The following is a 15,768-nucleotide window of genomic DNA, read 5'->3' as shown; positions in this document are numbered from 1 at the left end:
TTTTAATTGGATATGATGCTGGCATTCTTTGATGGAGTGATGAGCAAAACCTCCAAAAACAAAATTTATATTTTACTTGGAATTTCCGGGATACTCCTGATAAAGCTTTATCAAATGTGCTTTCTGATCTGCATATTTCGCATCATCAATTAAGTTTACGCGCTCTGCCGGATCCCACGATAAATTGTATAGCTCTGTAAGTTCTTTATTGTCTTTTTTGGTAATCCTCAATTTCCAGTCGCCATCTTTTACACCTTCTAAAACATAATTGTGGTAATAAATCGGGCGGTGAGGTTTAGTGTTGTTTTTACTGGTTAGCAAGGCTGAAATAGATTCCCCGTCATACACTTTTTGAGGTAATTTACTTTTAGTCCATTCAGCCAGTGTAGGAAAAACATCCAGATTTGAAATGGGCTGGGTTAACTGGCTATTGTTAAGGGTATGCCCTTTCCAATACACAATAAATGGAACTCGATGGCCACCTTCGTAAGAGATCCCTTTCGAACCCCTAAAAATTCCTGCAGAGCCAACATGGTAAAATTTGGTAAAACCATCCTCATACATTCGCTGTGGTGCATTAACCCACGGACCGTTATCGCTTGTGAAGATAAAAATGGTATTATCTACCTGTCCTGAAGCGACAACCTGTTTCCAGATTGCAGCTAAACCGGCGTCCATATCTTCGATCACATCGCCAAGTTCGCCGCCTGCCGAAGGTATTTTTCTACTTTTCTGTGCCGCAAAAGCAACAGGCAAATGTGGCATATTTTGCGCCAGGTAGAGAAAAAATGGTTTCTTAGCTGTAGCACTTTGTTTAATGAATTTGATCGATTCGCGGGTGTAAGAACTCGTTAAAATGCTATCGTGCGGTTTATAGATTTCTGGTTTGGTATTTCTAAATATCTTGATCGTTGTATCGGTTTTAACGTAAGGTGCTCTATAATCGTGGCTGTATAAAAGGCCATAAAACTCATCAAAACCCTTTTTATTTGGCAGCGAAACACCATGATCGCCCAAATGCCATTTACCGACCAAAGCGGTTGCATAGCCTGATTGTTTAAGCATTTGTGCAATAGTAATTTCATCTTCAGGTATGCCACGTTTATCGCCCGGACCAATCGGCCATGGCAAATCCATCCTGCTGCAATATCTTCCAGTGAGCAATGATGCTCTTGATGGCGTACAGGTTGGTGAAGTGGTAACAAAGTTTGTAGCTTTTATACCTTTGGCGGCCATTCCATCTAAAAATGGTGTTTTGATCAGCGGACTTCCATAACACGAAATATCGGCATAACCCATATCATCAGTCAATACAATAATTATGTTTGGTTTTTGCTGTGCTTTTAACTGTGTAGAAAAATTTACACCCAGCAGAAGAATTAAACTTCGAAAATTCATGCTGGAAATTTAAGCATCATATTTTACAAAAAAAGGAAGTATCCAAGCTTTTACCAAAACAAATACTCAAGTTTAGATTGTTACCTTTGTAGAAACATTAAAGATCTACATTTTGCAAGTCCACACCCTATTCGAAGGTACCTATTCTGTTGATGCAACAAAGAAATTTGTTCCTTTCGACCCCGCCGTACATCATTTTAAAGACAGACCCGCATCGCTATTCATTAACGTTCAGCCTTTTTTGGTTGAGCTGAAGAACGACCTCGTACTTTTTGATACGGGTTTAGGATTTAGTGACGACCATGGCGAACTGATTTTGCACAAAAACATCCGCAACGCTGGTTTTGATCCGACTGATGTAACCAAAGTGTTAATGTCGCACTTACACTACGACCACTCTGGGGGCATGATCCATAAACAGGGCAACGATAAAGTTGAATTAAGTTTCCCTGATGCTGAATATATAATTAACCGTGGTGAGTGGGAAACGGCATTTAGCAGCACTTCATCTTCTTACCATACCGATATTTTCGATTTTGTACAACGCAATGCACAATTAAAATTTGTAGAGGGTGATGGCGTATTGGATGAAACCATTGCTTACGAATTTACAGGTGCACACTGTCCCAACCACCAGGTTTTCCTTTTAACCGAAGGTAAACAAAAGATATTTTTTGGTGGCGATGTACTGCCTGAACCTGAAGAACTGGTTAAAAACTTTATTGCCAAATATGATTTCGATGGCCGTAAGGCAATGGAATTACGCAAGGAGTTTGGTAAAAGAGCAGCCGAAGAAAACTGGGAATGTTTGTTCTACCATGGCAAAAGCGCAGCAACTGGTTTTGTTGATGCTGTTGAAGGCGGATTTAGGATTAGATAAGCCCACTCGTTTTTTACCGCAAAGCGCACAAAGAAGAAGCGCAAAGCACGCAGAGTTTCTTTTTACCACAGAGATCACAAAGAAAAGACACAAAGACCACAGAGCTGGGTGCATATCTAAACTTAAAACGCTGTGTAAAACTCAGTGGCTCGGTGATAAAAACTTCGTGCTCCTTCGCGTCAAACTTAGCGCTCTTTGTGGTTAAACAAAAGAGAATCTTTTTACCACCACAGAGGCCATGGAGAAAGACACAAAAGCACACAGAGCTGGATGCTTATAGCTATAGAGTCTCAGTGCTCCTCTGTGTAAAACTCGATGCACTCGGTGGTAAAAACTTAGCACTATTTGCGGTTAAACAAAAAAAGCCCAGACAAATGCCTGAGCTCTCCTTTTCTGAGACGGAAATAATTATTTTTTAGCTACCAATTTAACAGCTAATTCAAAGTTATCATCAATTGCTTTGTCGCCAATGCTATCGAAGAATGATTTAGAACCATATTTGATGTCATATTTAGTTCTATCAACAACGATTTTACCTGCTAAAGCCGAAGCTGTACCATCTGCATTAACTGTTACAGTTGCAGGAAAACTTAATGGTTTAGTGATGCCTTTAATGGTTAAATTACCTGTTACAGTTACGTTTGCACCTGAACCAGCAACTTTAGTAATTACGAAAGTTGAAGTTGGGAATTTAGCTGTACCGAAGAAATCGTCTGCTTTTAAGTGACCTTCTAATTTAGCGCTTCCATCAGCATCTTTAATTGAAGCCATATCAATTACAAATGTACCGCCAGTTACACTTTTACCGTTAACGGCTAAGGTACCTGATTGTAAAGCTACAGTTCCGTTGTGAGAACCGGTTACTTTTTTACCAACCCAAGTAATGGTTGACTTTGCTGCATCTACAGTATAAGTTACTGGTTTAGTAGGGTTTTTAAAAGCTGACAATGCTACTACTGCCACTAATAAAAAAATTGAGCTAATTTTTAATTTCATTTTCTGGTTTTTTAAAATTTGATACAAATATAGACTAACTCCCGATTTACTGTTATTGACCTATGTTAAGTTTTTTCAAAAATATTCGGATTTATTTAAAGTCATTCTATTGACTGCATTATTATAGCATGGTTTAATCTATTTTTTGTTTATTCTTCGCGCTCCCAAAACTAAAAATGCGATATCTCTGGTAACTTGCGTTGGAGAATTACAATCGCAATTACTTAATCCAATTGCTAAAATATCTTCTTTAGGAAAGTAAACGCTCATAGTTTTAAATCCAAAAATGCTCCCACCGTGCTCCCTCACAGCAATTCCGTTAATTTCCTTTAAATGCCAACCATAACCATAGTCAATATTATCGCCATTAATTAATTTATACTTTTTAAAGGCTTTATTAAGAACAGCGACATTAAGAATTAAATTTTGGTTTAAGACATTTTGCCATTTTAGCATATCATCAACTGTAGACATTAGTGAGCCTGCAGAAAAGGGAATATTAAAACTGATATTCTTTTTATTTTGGTATCCGATCTCTTTTTTTTGATAACCATAGGCCCGGTGCTTTATAATGGCAATATCGCTGGCGTAGCGCGAACTGATCATACCTGCTTTTTCAAATATATTTTTGGTGATGAAATTTTCGTAAGAAAGTCCGGAAACCAGCTCAATAACATAACCTAGAATTACATAGCCAGCATTATTATATTCAAATTTCTCTCCTGGCTTAAAGGCTCTTGGTTCATTCTTAAAGAAATCGACCACTTGTTTTGGAGTCAAATCCTGCTGAGCAATTTCCGGGAGCGATTTCATCTTTGTAAAATCAGCTATACCGGAAGTATGTGTTAACAAATGGTGAATAGTAATTTCATCCCCAAAAGGGTAGTCGGGAATATATTCAGCAATAGGATCCGCTGTATTTAATTTCCCCTGTGCTTCTAAAAGCAAAATTGCTACAGCTGTAAATTGCTTGGTTAAAGAACCTAGCTGAAATACATTTTCAGGTGTCATATCAAATGCAAGTTCCAAATTGGCCTTTCCAAAAGCTTTCCGATATATTGGCACCCCTCCTTTTGCTATCATAAAAACACCCCCTGGCCCATTTTTATCTTTAAACAAATTATTGAGCAAACTGTCTATCTTAGGTTCTGGATTTTGCGCAAGCACCGAAGTAGCTGCCAGGACGAATATCACCGTGAGTTTAAAAAAAATCTTCATCGTATATTTTTTGTTTATGTCCTTAGACGTAGGAATTTCTTTTGTGGTTACACTGCACAAACCACTGTAAAGATTGCTTCGTTGTTCCTCTTTGTAATGACGATAATGGGGAATCCACAAAAAGATTGAAGCGAGTGGCAGGGCTGCTGCCTCCGATGGAAAAGTGACATTCATTTCCAAAAAAAATCTGCAAGCTTTATGAAACTAATTCATAAAACTTGCAGATCAAAATGTTTGTGAGGACACAAACCTAGGCATTTGGACTAAGGCGATGGAAAGGAAAACCTTAAACCCTCTACCTTTCTACCCTCAACCTTAAGGAACTATCTCTTCTAAATAACTCTCAATTGGCGGACAAGCACAGATTAATGCTCTATCACCATGGCTATCGTTAACACGACCAACTGATGGCCAGAACTTGCGTTCTAACACGTAAGGAAGTGGGAACGCAGCTGTTTGACGGCTATAAGCATGATCCCACTCGTTAGCGGTAATTACCGAAACCGTATGAGGTGCATTTTTTAATGGGTTATCTATTTTATCTAAAGTACCGTTTTCTACAGCGGTAATTTCGTTTTTAATCGCGATTAAGGCATCACAGAAACGGTCTAACTCGTGTTTAGGCTCTGATTCTGTAGGCTCAACCATCAAGGTACCCGCAACCGGGAACGAAACCGTTGGTGCATGGAAACCGTAATCCATTAAACGTTTAGCAATATCAGTTACTTCGATTCCGAAAGCTTTGAACGAACGGCAATCTAAAATCATCTCGTGTGCACAACGCCCCTGAGCCCCTGAATAAAGCACTGGATAATGTTGCTCTAAACGCGCTTTCATGTAGTTTGCGTTTAAAATAGCATATTTGGTAGCGTTGGTTAATCCTTCAGCCCCCATCATGGCAATATAAGCATGAGAGATAATCAGGATCGAAGCCGAACCCCATGGTGCAGATGAAACAGCCGAAATAGATTTTCCTTTATCAATATCAACCACTGCATGACCCGGAAGATAAGGAACCAGGTGTTTTGCCACACCGATTGGGCCCATGCCAGGACCACCACCACCGTGAGGGATACAGAAAGTTTTATGTAAGTTTAAGTGACAAACATCGGCACCGATATTGGCCGGACTTGTTAAACCTACCTGTGCATTCATGTTAGCACCATCCATATAAACCTGTCCGCCATTAGCGTGAATGGTTTCGCAGATTTCGATAATGCTTTCTTCGAACACACCGTGAGTAGATGGATAAGTTACCATCAAACACGATAGGTTGTCTTTGTGTAATTCTGCTTTCGCTTTTAAATCTTCAACGTCGATATTACCGTTTTCTAAAGATTTTACTACAACAATTTTCATATCGGCCATTGCAGCAGAAGCAGGGTTTGTTCCGTGTGCCGAAGCAGGAATTAACGCCACATTACGGTGGAAATCGCCTCTATCGTGGTGATAAGCGCGGATAACCATTAAACCTGCATATTCGCCCTGAGCACCAGCATTTGGCTGTAAACTCATTGCGGCAAAACCGGTAATTTCACTTAACCATTTATCCAGTTCGTTAAAAACAGAATAGTAACCCAATACCTGATCGGCAGGTGCAAACGGGTGGATGCGACCAAAGTGAGACCAGGTAACCGGAATCATCTCGGCTGTAGCATTTAATTTCATGGTACAGCTACCCAAAGCAATCATCGAGTGGCAAAGAGATAAGTCTTTTGCTTCTAATGATTTGATATAACGCAACATTTCATGTTCTGAATGGTGCAGATTAAAGATTGGGTGTGTTAAATAAGCTGAAGTACGTTGTAATGACGCAGGGATAACTGTGTCTACATTTTCTACCACTTCAACCTGATCGGCCGCTATAGCTTTTACTTTAGCAAAGATTTTAGCAATTAACGCTACATCTTCGAAAGTGCTGGTTTCATCGAAAGAAATGGTGGCAACATTACCAACATAATTTAAGTTGATTTCGTTATCGATACATCCTGAGTGGATACCACCTTTTAAATCGCCTAAATCGAAACGGATCGTATCGAAATAAGCAGAATTTAACTGTTCAAAGCCTAAACCTTTTAACGTAGAAGCTAAGCTGATAGCCAAACCATGTGTACGTTCTGCAATTGCTTTTAATCCTTTCGGACCATGATAAGCTGCGTAAAAACCAGCCATAATGGCCAATAATGCCTGCGCAGTACAGATATTTGATGTTGCTTTATCTCTACGAATGTGCTGCTCGCGGGTTTGCAAAGCCATACGTAAAGCATAATCGCCGTGACTATCAATGGTTACACCGATAATACGACCAGGGATGTTACGTTTATATTCTTCTTTAGTCGCAAAAAATGCAGCATGCGGCCCACCAAAACCCATTGGTATACCTAAACGTTGTGTAGTACCTACTACCACATCAGCTCCCCACTCACCTGGAGGCGTTAACAAGGTTAAGCTTAAAATATCGGCAACTACAGTTAATTTAATATTTTGATTGTGCAATGCCGATGCGAAGTCTTTGTAATCGAAAACTTCACCGTTTCCTGCAGGATACTGAACAATTGCACCAAAGAAATCTTCAGTAGCTACGAAATCTAAATGACTTCCGATCACCAGTTCAATGCCGTAAGGATTAGCACGTGTTTTTAAAATATCGATCGTTTGAGGGAAAAGCAATTCCGAAACGAAGAACTTTTTAGCCGCCTGATTTTTACGCAAGCTATATTGCATAAACATCGCCTCTGCAGCAGCAGTGCCTTCATCCAATAAAGATGCATTGGCAATTTCCATTCCGGTTAAATCGATAACCATGGTTTGGAAATTTAACAAAGCCTGCAAACGGCCCTGTGCAATTTCTGCCTGATATGGTGTATATTGTGTGTACCATCCTGGATTTTCGAATACATTACGTAAAATTACACCTGGGGTAATGGTATCATAATAACCCTGTCCGATAAAGCTTCTGAAAACTTTATTCAACAATGAAGTTTGTTTTAAAGCACCAAGATATTCAGTTTCTGATTTTGCTGCAGGCAAGTTTAAAGGTTGTTTTAACCTAATTGCCGTCGGAACAGTTTGTTCAATCAGCTCATCGATAGAATTTACGCCAACAGCTTGCAACATTTCGGCTGTATCTGCCTCATTTGGTGCAATATGACGATTTTGAAAATCTTCCTTGTAATGGATATTTAAGCTCATGCGGTATGAATAATAAATTTGCGTGCAAAGGTAGCAAAAACGAAGCTGTATTTCACTATCAATCAGTGTAAAAAAGGTGTCCTATTTATACTCAAAAGCGACAAAATAGGTAGATTTTGTGCACAAACAAGAAGACAAACGTTTGTTCATTTTTATTTGAATAATTCATTATTAGGAAAGCAATGGCTGTCCCGAAATTTAAGTTTGTCGCCAGGTTTAACTTCAATCTTTTTGCATCCTGCTGAGCCGAAACAATAAGCAGCTGCAACGTAAAATATCAGCTACCTAAGGAAAGAAAAAAGCATTTTCGTAAATTTGAAACCTACTTACCTGTGTTCTTTTATGTCAACTTGCAAAAATAACGTCGCACTTTTAGTTCATGCCTGCGATAGTTATGAATTTCTTTATAAAGGTTTTGATTACACTTTCTCAGAAAACTGGGATTTTAAAATACCTTGCAATTATTATTTCGCTACAGAAGCAAAAAACGCTGATGTGAATGGCTTTACGAACATCAAATCGGGCAAAGGCGAATGGGCCGATCGCCTGGTAACGTTGTTAGGTAATATAGACGAAGAATATGTGCTCTACTTCCAGGAAGATATGTGGTTAAGTAAACCCGTAAATCCTATGTTCTTTACAGCGCTGTTCGAACAGGCAATTAAAAACGATTGGCAACAGGTAAAACTCCACAGTTCTAGTGTTTACAAAACTAAAGAAACCACTAATTTTATCGAAGGATTTAATATTGCAGAGATCGATAATGAGGCGTCAAATTATTTAATGTCGCACCAGATTACCCTTTGGAAAAAAGATTTTCTTCTTGCACAGCTTTATAAAAAAGAACATCCATGGCGGAATGAGCGCAAAGGTACGAAGAGATTGAAAAAAATAAACCCGCTTATTCTTCACGCCGATTACTTTGCAGAAAACGGTGCAGCGGAAATCAACAATAATAGAAATCCAACTGAACGTAGCGAGTATTATGCCGTTTCATTTAACAGTACATTAAATCACAATGCCATTCGGTTTATCGAGGTATTAAAGTCGGGTAGTCAACCTCAAAAAGATTACGCTGCAGAATTGCTAAACCATTACGACAACAATTTAACCCATAACGGTAAGGAAAGGCCTAAAAAAGTAGATTTTTTTAAGAAGCTTAAAACCTATCTTCAGAAAAAGAATTCGTAATTAATTTTCGTATATCTTATTAGTTGGAAAGCAATGGCCGTGCTAAAATTCAAGTGTGTTCCCGCCATCCGCTACAATCTTTTTGTTACTCCCTTGTCATGCTGATATTGAAGGTTGATGCAAACAAAAAGGATTTCTACTGCTGTCGGGTTTAAAAACTTCTGACCCTACAAGAAATAGATGTTGCAGGGCGCAATAGGTATTACACTTTTATCCTTGGTCTTTAGTCTTTAAATCTACTTCTGCACCTTCCAGCCCTCATCTTTACTCAATTTTAATTTATAAGTTTTGGTAATGAAGTTGCTGTTTTTATTGGCATCTTTATCAAAAGGTTCAAAATCAGTAGTAGTCATTTTAAGTGATACGGTAACCTTTGCAGTACTTGAGTTTACCTGAGCAAAATCTACAGGTTTTTCATCTGCTAAAACATATTCAACAACTTTTACCGTCGCTTTATCGCCATCTTGCTTTAAAACTAATGGGCTCGCTTTATCGGTTAAGGTAATTTGGTAAACGAAACTACTATCTTTTGAAAGGAACTTCTTTTTAGCTGTTTTCAAATCTAATGTCACCAAGCCTTTACTCGCTAAGGATTTATATTTCCCAAGCTCGAACATATCGTTTGTGCTGTTGAATTTGATCTCCCCAAAATTAAACCTAGCGGTTTTATATTCGGGATTGGCTTTTAAATAATCGGTAATTACTTCAGCAGCCTCGTCCTGATTGATGGTAGTTTTGGTTTTACATGCGGCTAATCCGATGATGATAAAGGATAAAATATAAATAGTAAGTTTTTTCATGTGTATATGCTTTATGCTTTTTAAAGATATTTAATTTTTTGATATAGAACCAATATAAACCACAGAGCGCACTAAGTTTTCACAGAGAAAACAGAGACTTCAAGCACCTTACATCCTTAATTGTTAAAAATAATAGCCCGGCTTTGTGCCCTCTGCGCCTTCACTCTGTGTACTTTGTGGTAAAAACGAGATTATTTTTTTTTAAATATTTCAGATTCGGCAAAACCATCGCTGATAAAATTACTACAACGCCAACCCACCTTAAAAACGATACCTGCTCTTGTAAGACAAAACCCGCCATCATTACGGCAACAGGTAACTCTGCAGCGCTTAGTATCGAACTTATGGCTGTTCCGATTCTGGGCACGCCTTCTGCATAGAATAAAGGCGGAATAACCGTACCAAAAACTGAGATAATCAATCCCCATTTTAATAAACTACCATTTAAAGCACCATTAAACAAGAATGTTGGCGGAAAAATAATGAAGATCAATATACAGGCACCGGTAATCATCAAGGCACTTTTTTGCAGTGGAGCATATTCATTTCCAATCCGTCCACTTAACAGCAAAAAGCCTGCATAAGAAATTGCAGCCAATAAACCGAAACCAATCCCTTTTAAATCCATGCTCCTGATACTTGTTTCTGCCATTCCGCTGGCCAAAACCGTTCCGCCTAAAACCAATAAAATAGCCAGAAGCTGCAAGCCCGTTGGTTTCTTTTTAAAGATTAGGTATTCTATTAAAATACTCATCCAGATAAACTGCATTAACAGAATAATCGCAACTGAGTTGGGCACAAGCTTTACGCATTGGTAATAGAATATACTTACCAGGCCTGTACATGTTCCAGCCAGCACCATTTTCCACCAAGGAGTTTTTATCACGATTGCTTTGGCTTTATAACCAGCGGTTCTGCTTTGGAAGAAAAATAGCACCCATAAAATTACGGCACCAAAGAAAGCCTGAGCTCCTGTAACATCACCCAGCGTATAACCTTCGTGGTAAGCCAGTTTAACAAAAGTAGAAAGGATACCAAAACTGCAGGCACCAAAAAAAACAAGGAGAATTCCTTTTAACATATGTACATTATCTAACCACAGAGAAAAAGAGTTTTTCACCGAGTACGCAGAGGCTCTGTTTCTCTGTGCACTTCTTAGTGTACTTTGCGGTTAAAAACTAAACCAGTTGTTGTAAATATTTCTGAATGGTAGTTTCCAAGCCCAGATAAAGCGCATCGCTAATCAGCGCATGACCAATAGAAACTTCTAATAAACCTGGGATGCTCTGTGCAAAATAATGTAGGTTGTGTAAGTCGAGATCATGCCCCGCATTAATTCCCAAGCCTAATTTGTTGGCATGATGTGCCGCAGCAATATAACTTATAACGGCTTTTTCGCGATCGGCAAAATAATTATGTGCGTAAGCCTCGGTATACAATTCAATCCGGTCCGTTCCGGTTTCTACCGCTCCCTCAACCATCTCCACAACTGGATCTACAAAAATAGAAACGCGAATGCCTTCCTTTTGGAAAACAGCAACCATTTCTTTCAGATAGTCTTTATGTTTAACTGTATCCCAACCGTGGTTAGAGGTAATCTGACCTTCGGCATCAGGCACCAGTGTAACCTGGGCAGGTTTGTTGGCCAAAACCAGATCAACAAATTTATCTTCTTTGCAATTTCCTTCAATATTAAATTCTGTAGCAATAACAGCCTTTAAATCGTAAACATCCTGGTAGCGGATATGGCGTTCATCAGGGCGTGGATGCACGGTAATTCCCTGCGCACCGAAACGTTCACAATCTAATGCAACTTTAACCAGATCAGGATTATTACCACCCCGGCTGTTGCGGAGTGTAGCAATTTTATTGATATTAACCGATAACTTTGTCATGTAGCAAAGATAAGGCTTTGCCTTTGTTAATCTTAAACCTTGAAAAAATTTGACTTTTTTTTGCTCATATTTGCTTCTTATAAATGAACTTAAAAGATACAACCCTATATAAATTCCTGATCGTTTTACTTGCAATTGCGAGTATACCAGCGCTTTTTAGTGGCGTGATGGAGCCCGATGGTGCATTGTATGCTTCCATGTCTAAAAACATTATTCTGTTTAAAGATTGGTTTAATCTTTATGGCCGTGGGGCCGACTGGCTGGATAAACCCCACCTCACATTTTGGATTTCTGCAGCATCCTTTAAAATTTTCGGAATCTCATCCTTCGCCTATAAATTACCATCATTTCTGTTCGGTTTACTGGGCGCGTGGTATTTATACAAATTAGCCAAAGATATATACGATGAAAAAACCGGATTGATCAGTGTGGTAATTTTCCTAAGTGCATTACATATCATCACCTCTACTTTTGATGTTAGGGCCGAAATTTATATTACCACCTTTACATTAGCATCTATTTACCATTATTATAAAGCACATCAAAATTCTTTCTGGCACATTGTAGCAGGCTCATTTTTTGCGGCGTGTGCGATATTGATCAAAGGTATTTTTGTACTGATTCCTGTATTTGCAGGCTTTATCATCTATTGGTTGTTTACAAAACAATACAAGCAACTTATAAAACCAAAATGGTATGTCGCTATCCTTTTAATTTTTGTTTTTATTACCCCCGAGCTGTATTCGCTTTACATGCAATTCGATATGCATCCCGAAAAAATTGTTTTCGAGAGAACAGGTGTTTCGGGTTTAAAATTTTTCTTTTGGGACAGCCAGTTTGGACGGTTTTTTAACAATGGGCCAATTAAAGGTAAAGGGGATATTTCGTTCTTCTTGCATACCACCCTTTGGGCATTTCTCCCCTGGTCTGTATTATTTTATACGGCCGTTGTAAATCTGTTTAAAAGAAAAAATAGAATTGCTTTAGCTCCCGAAAGCATTATGATCTGGGCAAGTGCAGCGGTTACTTTTCTGATCTTTTCGCTTTCTAAATTTCAGTTGCCGCATTATATCCTGATCATCTTTCCTCAGTTTTCGATCATCACAGCCTTGTATTTAAGGAAGCTTGGCAGCAAAGGTTTAAAAGCCTTCTTTTTTATACAGAATATCATTTTCATTTTGGTTATTGCTTTACTTTCTGTCTTAGCCTTTTTCTTTGGATTTGAAAACCCATATTTAATTATCGGGATTCTGATCGTTGTTCTCGTTATCGCATTCTTGTTGTTTAAAGGCATTTTATTGGAAGCCATCATTGCCAGAAGTGCATTTTTATCAGTTGGATTAATGATATTTCTCTTCATTTTTTTCTACCCGGCCCTTTTAAAATATCAATCAGGTATGCAGGCCGGTAATTGGTTAAAGCAAAATTATCCCACGGCTAAACCTGCAGTATTAAACTATATAGATGCCTTCTCTTTTGATTTTTATGCCCCTGGGGAAGTAAAATATTTCCATAATTATACAGATCTCGACAAATCAAAAAGCCTAAAAGACTTGGTTATATACATTCCAGAGCAGGAATTGGCAAAACTAAAAAGCGAGTACCATGCTGAAATTCTAAAATCGTTTGAATATTTTCATACCACGAAATTAACGGGTAAATTTTTAAACGTGAAAACACGCCCACAGGTTTTAGAGCACTTTTATCTGGTTAAAATACATTGACATGGATTTATTTTCCCGCATCTTAAAATTTGGATTAACAGGTTTCCTTGGGATGGCCATAGATTTTGGTGCAACCTGGTTGTGTAAGGAGAAAATCAAAATAAACAAATACATTGCCAATGCCATTGGCTTTACTTTAGCTGTAACCAATAATTACCTGATTAACCGGGTTTGGACTTTCGAAAGCACCAATACGCATTGGGGAACAGAATTTAGTAAATTTTTGGTAGTGAGTTTAATTGGTTTAGGATTAAATACGTTTATTATTTACCTGTTTCACCAAAGGAAAAACGGCACCAATTTTTACGTAGCCAAATTCTTCGCGATTGTAATTGTTTTTGTTTGGAATTTCTTAGCGAATATGCTGTTTACATTTAGGTAGATTTCTTCACCATTAAGAGATTAAGAACATTAAGAGAAATCAGCACGACGGTGGCTTTATGCAGTTTGCGCGGATTAATGAACTAATGACCAGTGAACAAATGAACCAATTTAAGTGACGTTTTTGCCAATAAAATAGAACACCACGAGCCATATTAATCCTTTAATCAGGAAGAATAAAAACCCAACTAGCCCCACCCGCTTAAACCATAATTTTACTTTTTCTTTGTTCATGGCGATGTTTGTAAAGATAATGGATTTGCCTTAAATTAGAAAGATTTTAAATAAGGAAATATGAAGCTATCTAAATCTTTGCTCCTCATTATTTTTTCCATTTGCTTTTTTGATGTTAAAATTTTTGCACAGAATTTTGATGATATCAAGCGTTACAAGGTGAACTTTGCTACAGCCGCCCGCGCTAATGAGAAGCTGATTGCAATCAGAAGTTTTTTAGCAAATAATCAAAAATATTTATTGCTGGTGAATCCAAAAACTTTAGATACCAAAGTAGATCTTGCCAGTAATTATACCACAAGCGGCTTACAGTTCCAGAATGTATTGGCGATTTTCAAAAACATAGCCTATGTTAAATCAATAGAAGCCGCGGCCGCTAAAGATCTACAACTTCAAAATGCAGGGATTGATCATGCCATTCCGAACGAAAAGGGCATTGCCTTAACGATCGATCTTTGTCCATCGCATAAAGCCCTGGATAGAATTATTTTCCAGTCTGTTTTCGATGAATTTAAAAAGATAGAGCAACCTGCCCCACTCGCGATTTCTGTTTCTGGTAAATGGATGCTGAAACATCAGGATGACCTGAACTGGCTTAAAAGTCTGGTAGAGAAAAAAGAGCTGAATATCACCTGGGTAAACCATACCTACAACCACGAAGTAAATAAGTTGCCCTTAGCTGAAAACTTTCTATTGGCACCTGGAACCAATTTAGATGTGGAAGTATTGGAGAATGAAAAACTGATGCTCAAAAATGGTTTAACCCCATCTGTATTTTTCCGTTTCCCCGGTTTGGTATCGGATAAGACCATTGTAGAAAAGATCGAGGACTACGGATTAATTCCTATTGGCAGTGATGCCTGGCTTGCCAAAGGACAACAGCCTAATACGGGCAGTATTGTATTGATCCACGGTAACGGGAATGAAGAAATCGGTGTGAAAGATTTTATCCAGTTATTAAAAACCAGACAGGCAGATGTGAAAAGCAAACAATGGTTACTTTTCGATTTAAGACAGGGTTTGGGAAAGGAATTTGAATAGCCTGCTTTTTTAACCGGAGCGCACAGAGAAAAAGGCACGAAGAACGCAAAGTTGGGTGCATAGGTTAATCTAGCTTTGCGTCACTTTGCGAAAAGCTTTGCGTTCTTTGCGGTAAAACCATTACTTCTTAACCGCCAACAACTTTATTTCTTTCGCCTTAAAACGGTTATTTACAATTTCGCCGGTAACTTCTGCTTTGCTCACGGCATTGCAAAAACCATGTTCGCCATGGGCATCACCAAAATCATCAATACCTTTTCCATCAACAAAATAAGATTTGCCATCTATTTTCACTGCTAACTCGCAGTCTTTACCTTTCATTTTAAACTGACATTCGCCACAAGCAATATCTACCGTTTGTTTGGTGATTACTTTTGCTGATTCAGCTTTTTTAGGAGCAGTTTGAGCATTTGCAGCAACTACAAATACACCAAGAACTAATACAAATATTATTTTTTTCATCTCTTTTCTTTTTTCAAATGTAAGTTTTCAGCAGCAAAAGAATCACAATCCGTTGTGAAATAAACCTCCTATGAATAAAACCCTTTTTCAAGTGGCTTTGGAAGCTTTTTCTTTTTTTATGGGCAAAAGAAGTTGCCTGTCCTGAGAATTTGCGGTTTCTATTTAGTTAAATTAACGCCTCTCAGAAGCTTTTTTTTATAAAAGTATAAAAACTTAGCTATATCCTCCTATTAGCGGTCGTTAAATTTGCCGCAAGTATTTATTAATAAACAGTTTAAAAGATAGCCGCACACTGATTAAAGCAGGTTTTCCCAAGCAAGGTTTAGAAAGCAGTCTATCATATCTTTATAGCTAGT

General features: G+C 38.2%; 13 protein-coding genes. 5 read left to right on the top strand and 8 right to left on the bottom strand.

The features are described from left to right. Positions 1–72 precede the first annotated feature (72 nt). Positions 73–1,398 carry a sulfatase-like hydrolase/transferase gene (locus tag EYS08_RS21550; RefSeq protein ID WP_131032050.1) on the bottom strand — a complete coding sequence of 442 codons (1,326 nt, stop codon included), beginning with the start codon at positions 1,396–1,398 and terminating at the stop codon, positions 73–75. 112 nt (positions 1,399–1,510) lie between these two features. On the opposite strand from EYS08_RS21550, the gene EYS08_RS21545 reads away from it, so the two are divergent. Beyond that, positions 1,511–2,278, top strand: a complete 768-nt coding sequence (locus EYS08_RS21545; RefSeq protein ID WP_208745926.1) for an MBL fold metallo-hydrolase — start codon at positions 1,511–1,513, stop codon at positions 2,276–2,278. Positions 2,279–2,686: 408 nt separating this feature from the next. On the opposite strand, the gene EYS08_RS21540 is transcribed toward EYS08_RS21545, so the two are convergent. The 3 genes from EYS08_RS21540 to gcvP all read right to left on the bottom strand — a co-directional run bounded on the left by EYS08_RS21540 (position 2,687) and on the right by gcvP (position 7,684). Then, positions 2,687–3,274, bottom strand: coding sequence for a YceI family protein (locus EYS08_RS21540; RefSeq protein ID WP_057931152.1), 588 nt, complete (start codon positions 3,272–3,274; stop codon positions 2,687–2,689). Between the two features lie 138 nt (positions 3,275–3,412). After that, positions 3,413–4,666: a serine hydrolase domain-containing protein gene (locus EYS08_RS21535; protein WP_244216013.1), complete on the bottom strand. Its 1,254-nt coding sequence runs from the start codon at positions 4,664–4,666 to the stop codon at positions 3,413–3,415. Positions 4,667–4,807: 141 nt separating this feature from the next. Then, complete coding sequence (gene gcvP / locus EYS08_RS21530; RefSeq protein WP_131032048.1) at positions 4,808–7,684, bottom strand: aminomethyl-transferring glycine dehydrogenase; 2,877 nt, start codon at positions 7,682–7,684, stop codon at positions 4,808–4,810. 342 nt (positions 7,685–8,026) lie between these two features. Between gcvP and EYS08_RS21525 the strand changes: the two genes are divergently transcribed. Next, positions 8,027–8,875, top strand: coding sequence for a hypothetical protein (locus EYS08_RS21525; protein WP_131032047.1), 849 nt, complete (start codon positions 8,027–8,029; stop codon positions 8,873–8,875). Between the two features lie 236 nt (positions 8,876–9,111). Here EYS08_RS21525 and EYS08_RS21520 read toward each other — a convergent pair whose 3' ends face one another. The 3 genes from EYS08_RS21520 to EYS08_RS21510 form a co-directional block, all read right to left on the bottom strand. Next, the gene (locus EYS08_RS21520; protein ID WP_131032046.1) at positions 9,112–9,675 is read right to left on the bottom strand and encodes a hypothetical protein; all 564 of its coding nucleotides are present in this window, start codon (positions 9,673–9,675) and stop codon (positions 9,112–9,114) included. Between the two features lie 160 nt (positions 9,676–9,835). Then, on the bottom strand, positions 9,836–10,756 hold the full coding sequence (locus tag EYS08_RS21515) for an EamA family transporter (protein ID WP_131032045.1): 921 nt from the start codon (positions 10,754–10,756) through the stop codon (positions 9,836–9,838). Between the two features lie 97 nt (positions 10,757–10,853). Then, the gene (locus EYS08_RS21510) at positions 10,854–11,570 is read right to left on the bottom strand and encodes a pyridoxine 5'-phosphate synthase (protein WP_131032044.1); all 717 of its coding nucleotides are present in this window, start codon (positions 11,568–11,570) and stop codon (positions 10,854–10,856) included. A gap of 83 nt (positions 11,571–11,653) precedes the next feature. On the opposite strand from EYS08_RS21510, the gene EYS08_RS21505 reads away from it, so the two are divergent. The 3 genes from EYS08_RS21505 (at position 11,654) to EYS08_RS21495 (ending at position 14,950) form a co-directional block, all read left to right on the top strand. Beyond that, positions 11,654–13,294, top strand: coding sequence for an ArnT family glycosyltransferase (locus EYS08_RS21505; protein WP_131032043.1), 1,641 nt, complete (start codon positions 11,654–11,656; stop codon positions 13,292–13,294). A 1-nt stretch (position 13,295) separates the two neighbouring features. Further along, entirely contained in the window at positions 13,296–13,676 is a 381-nt protein-coding gene (locus tag EYS08_RS21500; protein WP_131032042.1) for a GtrA family protein, read from the top strand. 293 nt (positions 13,677–13,969) lie between these two features. Next, the gene (locus EYS08_RS21495; RefSeq protein WP_131032041.1) at positions 13,970–14,950 is read left to right on the top strand and encodes a polysaccharide deacetylase family protein; all 981 of its coding nucleotides are present in this window, start codon (positions 13,970–13,972) and stop codon (positions 14,948–14,950) included. A gap of 120 nt (positions 14,951–15,070) precedes the next feature. On the opposite strand, the gene EYS08_RS21490 is transcribed toward EYS08_RS21495, so the two are convergent. Continuing rightward, complete coding sequence (locus EYS08_RS21490; RefSeq protein WP_131032040.1) at positions 15,071–15,412, bottom strand: DUF6370 family protein; 342 nt, start codon at positions 15,410–15,412, stop codon at positions 15,071–15,073. Between the last annotated feature and the right edge of the window lie 356 nt (positions 15,413–15,768).

The sequence above is a fragment of the Pedobacter kyonggii genome, from assembly GCF_004310665.1.
Lineage (GTDB): Bacteria > Bacteroidota > Bacteroidia > Sphingobacteriales > Sphingobacteriaceae > Pedobacter > Pedobacter kyonggii.
Note: the sequence above shows the minus strand (reverse complement) of the source record. Positions and strands in the feature narration are given on the sequence as shown.

Bases quoted from the DNA above. Each gene is read 5' to 3' on its own strand.
- EYS08_RS21550 (WP_131032050.1), bottom strand. From the start codon at position 1,398: ATGAATTTTCGAAGTTTAATTCTTCTGCTGGGTGTAAATTTTTCTACA.
- EYS08_RS21540 (WP_057931152.1), bottom strand. From the start codon at position 3,274: ATGAAATTAAAAATTAGCTCAATTTTTTTATTAGTGGCAGTAGTAGCA.
- EYS08_RS21535 (WP_244216013.1), bottom strand. From the start codon at position 4,666: ATGAATGTCACTTTTCCATCGGAGGCAGCAGCCCTGCCACTCGCTTCA.
- gcvP (WP_131032048.1), bottom strand. From the start codon at position 7,684: ATGAGCTTAAATATCCATTACAAGGAAGATTTTCAAAATCGTCATATT.
- EYS08_RS21525 (WP_131032047.1), top strand. From the start codon at position 8,027: ATGTCAACTTGCAAAAATAACGTCGCACTTTTAGTTCATGCCTGCGAT.
- EYS08_RS21520 (WP_131032046.1), bottom strand. From the start codon at position 9,675: ATGAAAAAACTTACTATTTATATTTTATCCTTTATCATCATCGGATTA.
- EYS08_RS21515 (WP_131032045.1), bottom strand. From the start codon at position 10,756: ATGTTAAAAGGAATTCTCCTTGTTTTTTTTGGTGCCTGCAGTTTTGGT.
- EYS08_RS21510 (WP_131032044.1), bottom strand. From the start codon at position 11,570: ATGACAAAGTTATCGGTTAATATCAATAAAATTGCTACACTCCGCAAC.
- EYS08_RS21505 (WP_131032043.1), top strand. From the start codon at position 11,654: ATGAACTTAAAAGATACAACCCTATATAAATTCCTGATCGTTTTACTT.
- EYS08_RS21500 (WP_131032042.1), top strand. From the start codon at position 13,296: ATGGATTTATTTTCCCGCATCTTAAAATTTGGATTAACAGGTTTCCTT.
- EYS08_RS21495 (WP_131032041.1), top strand. From the start codon at position 13,970: ATGAAGCTATCTAAATCTTTGCTCCTCATTATTTTTTCCATTTGCTTT.
- EYS08_RS21490 (WP_131032040.1), bottom strand. From the start codon at position 15,412: ATGAAAAAAATAATATTTGTATTAGTTCTTGGTGTATTTGTAGTTGCT.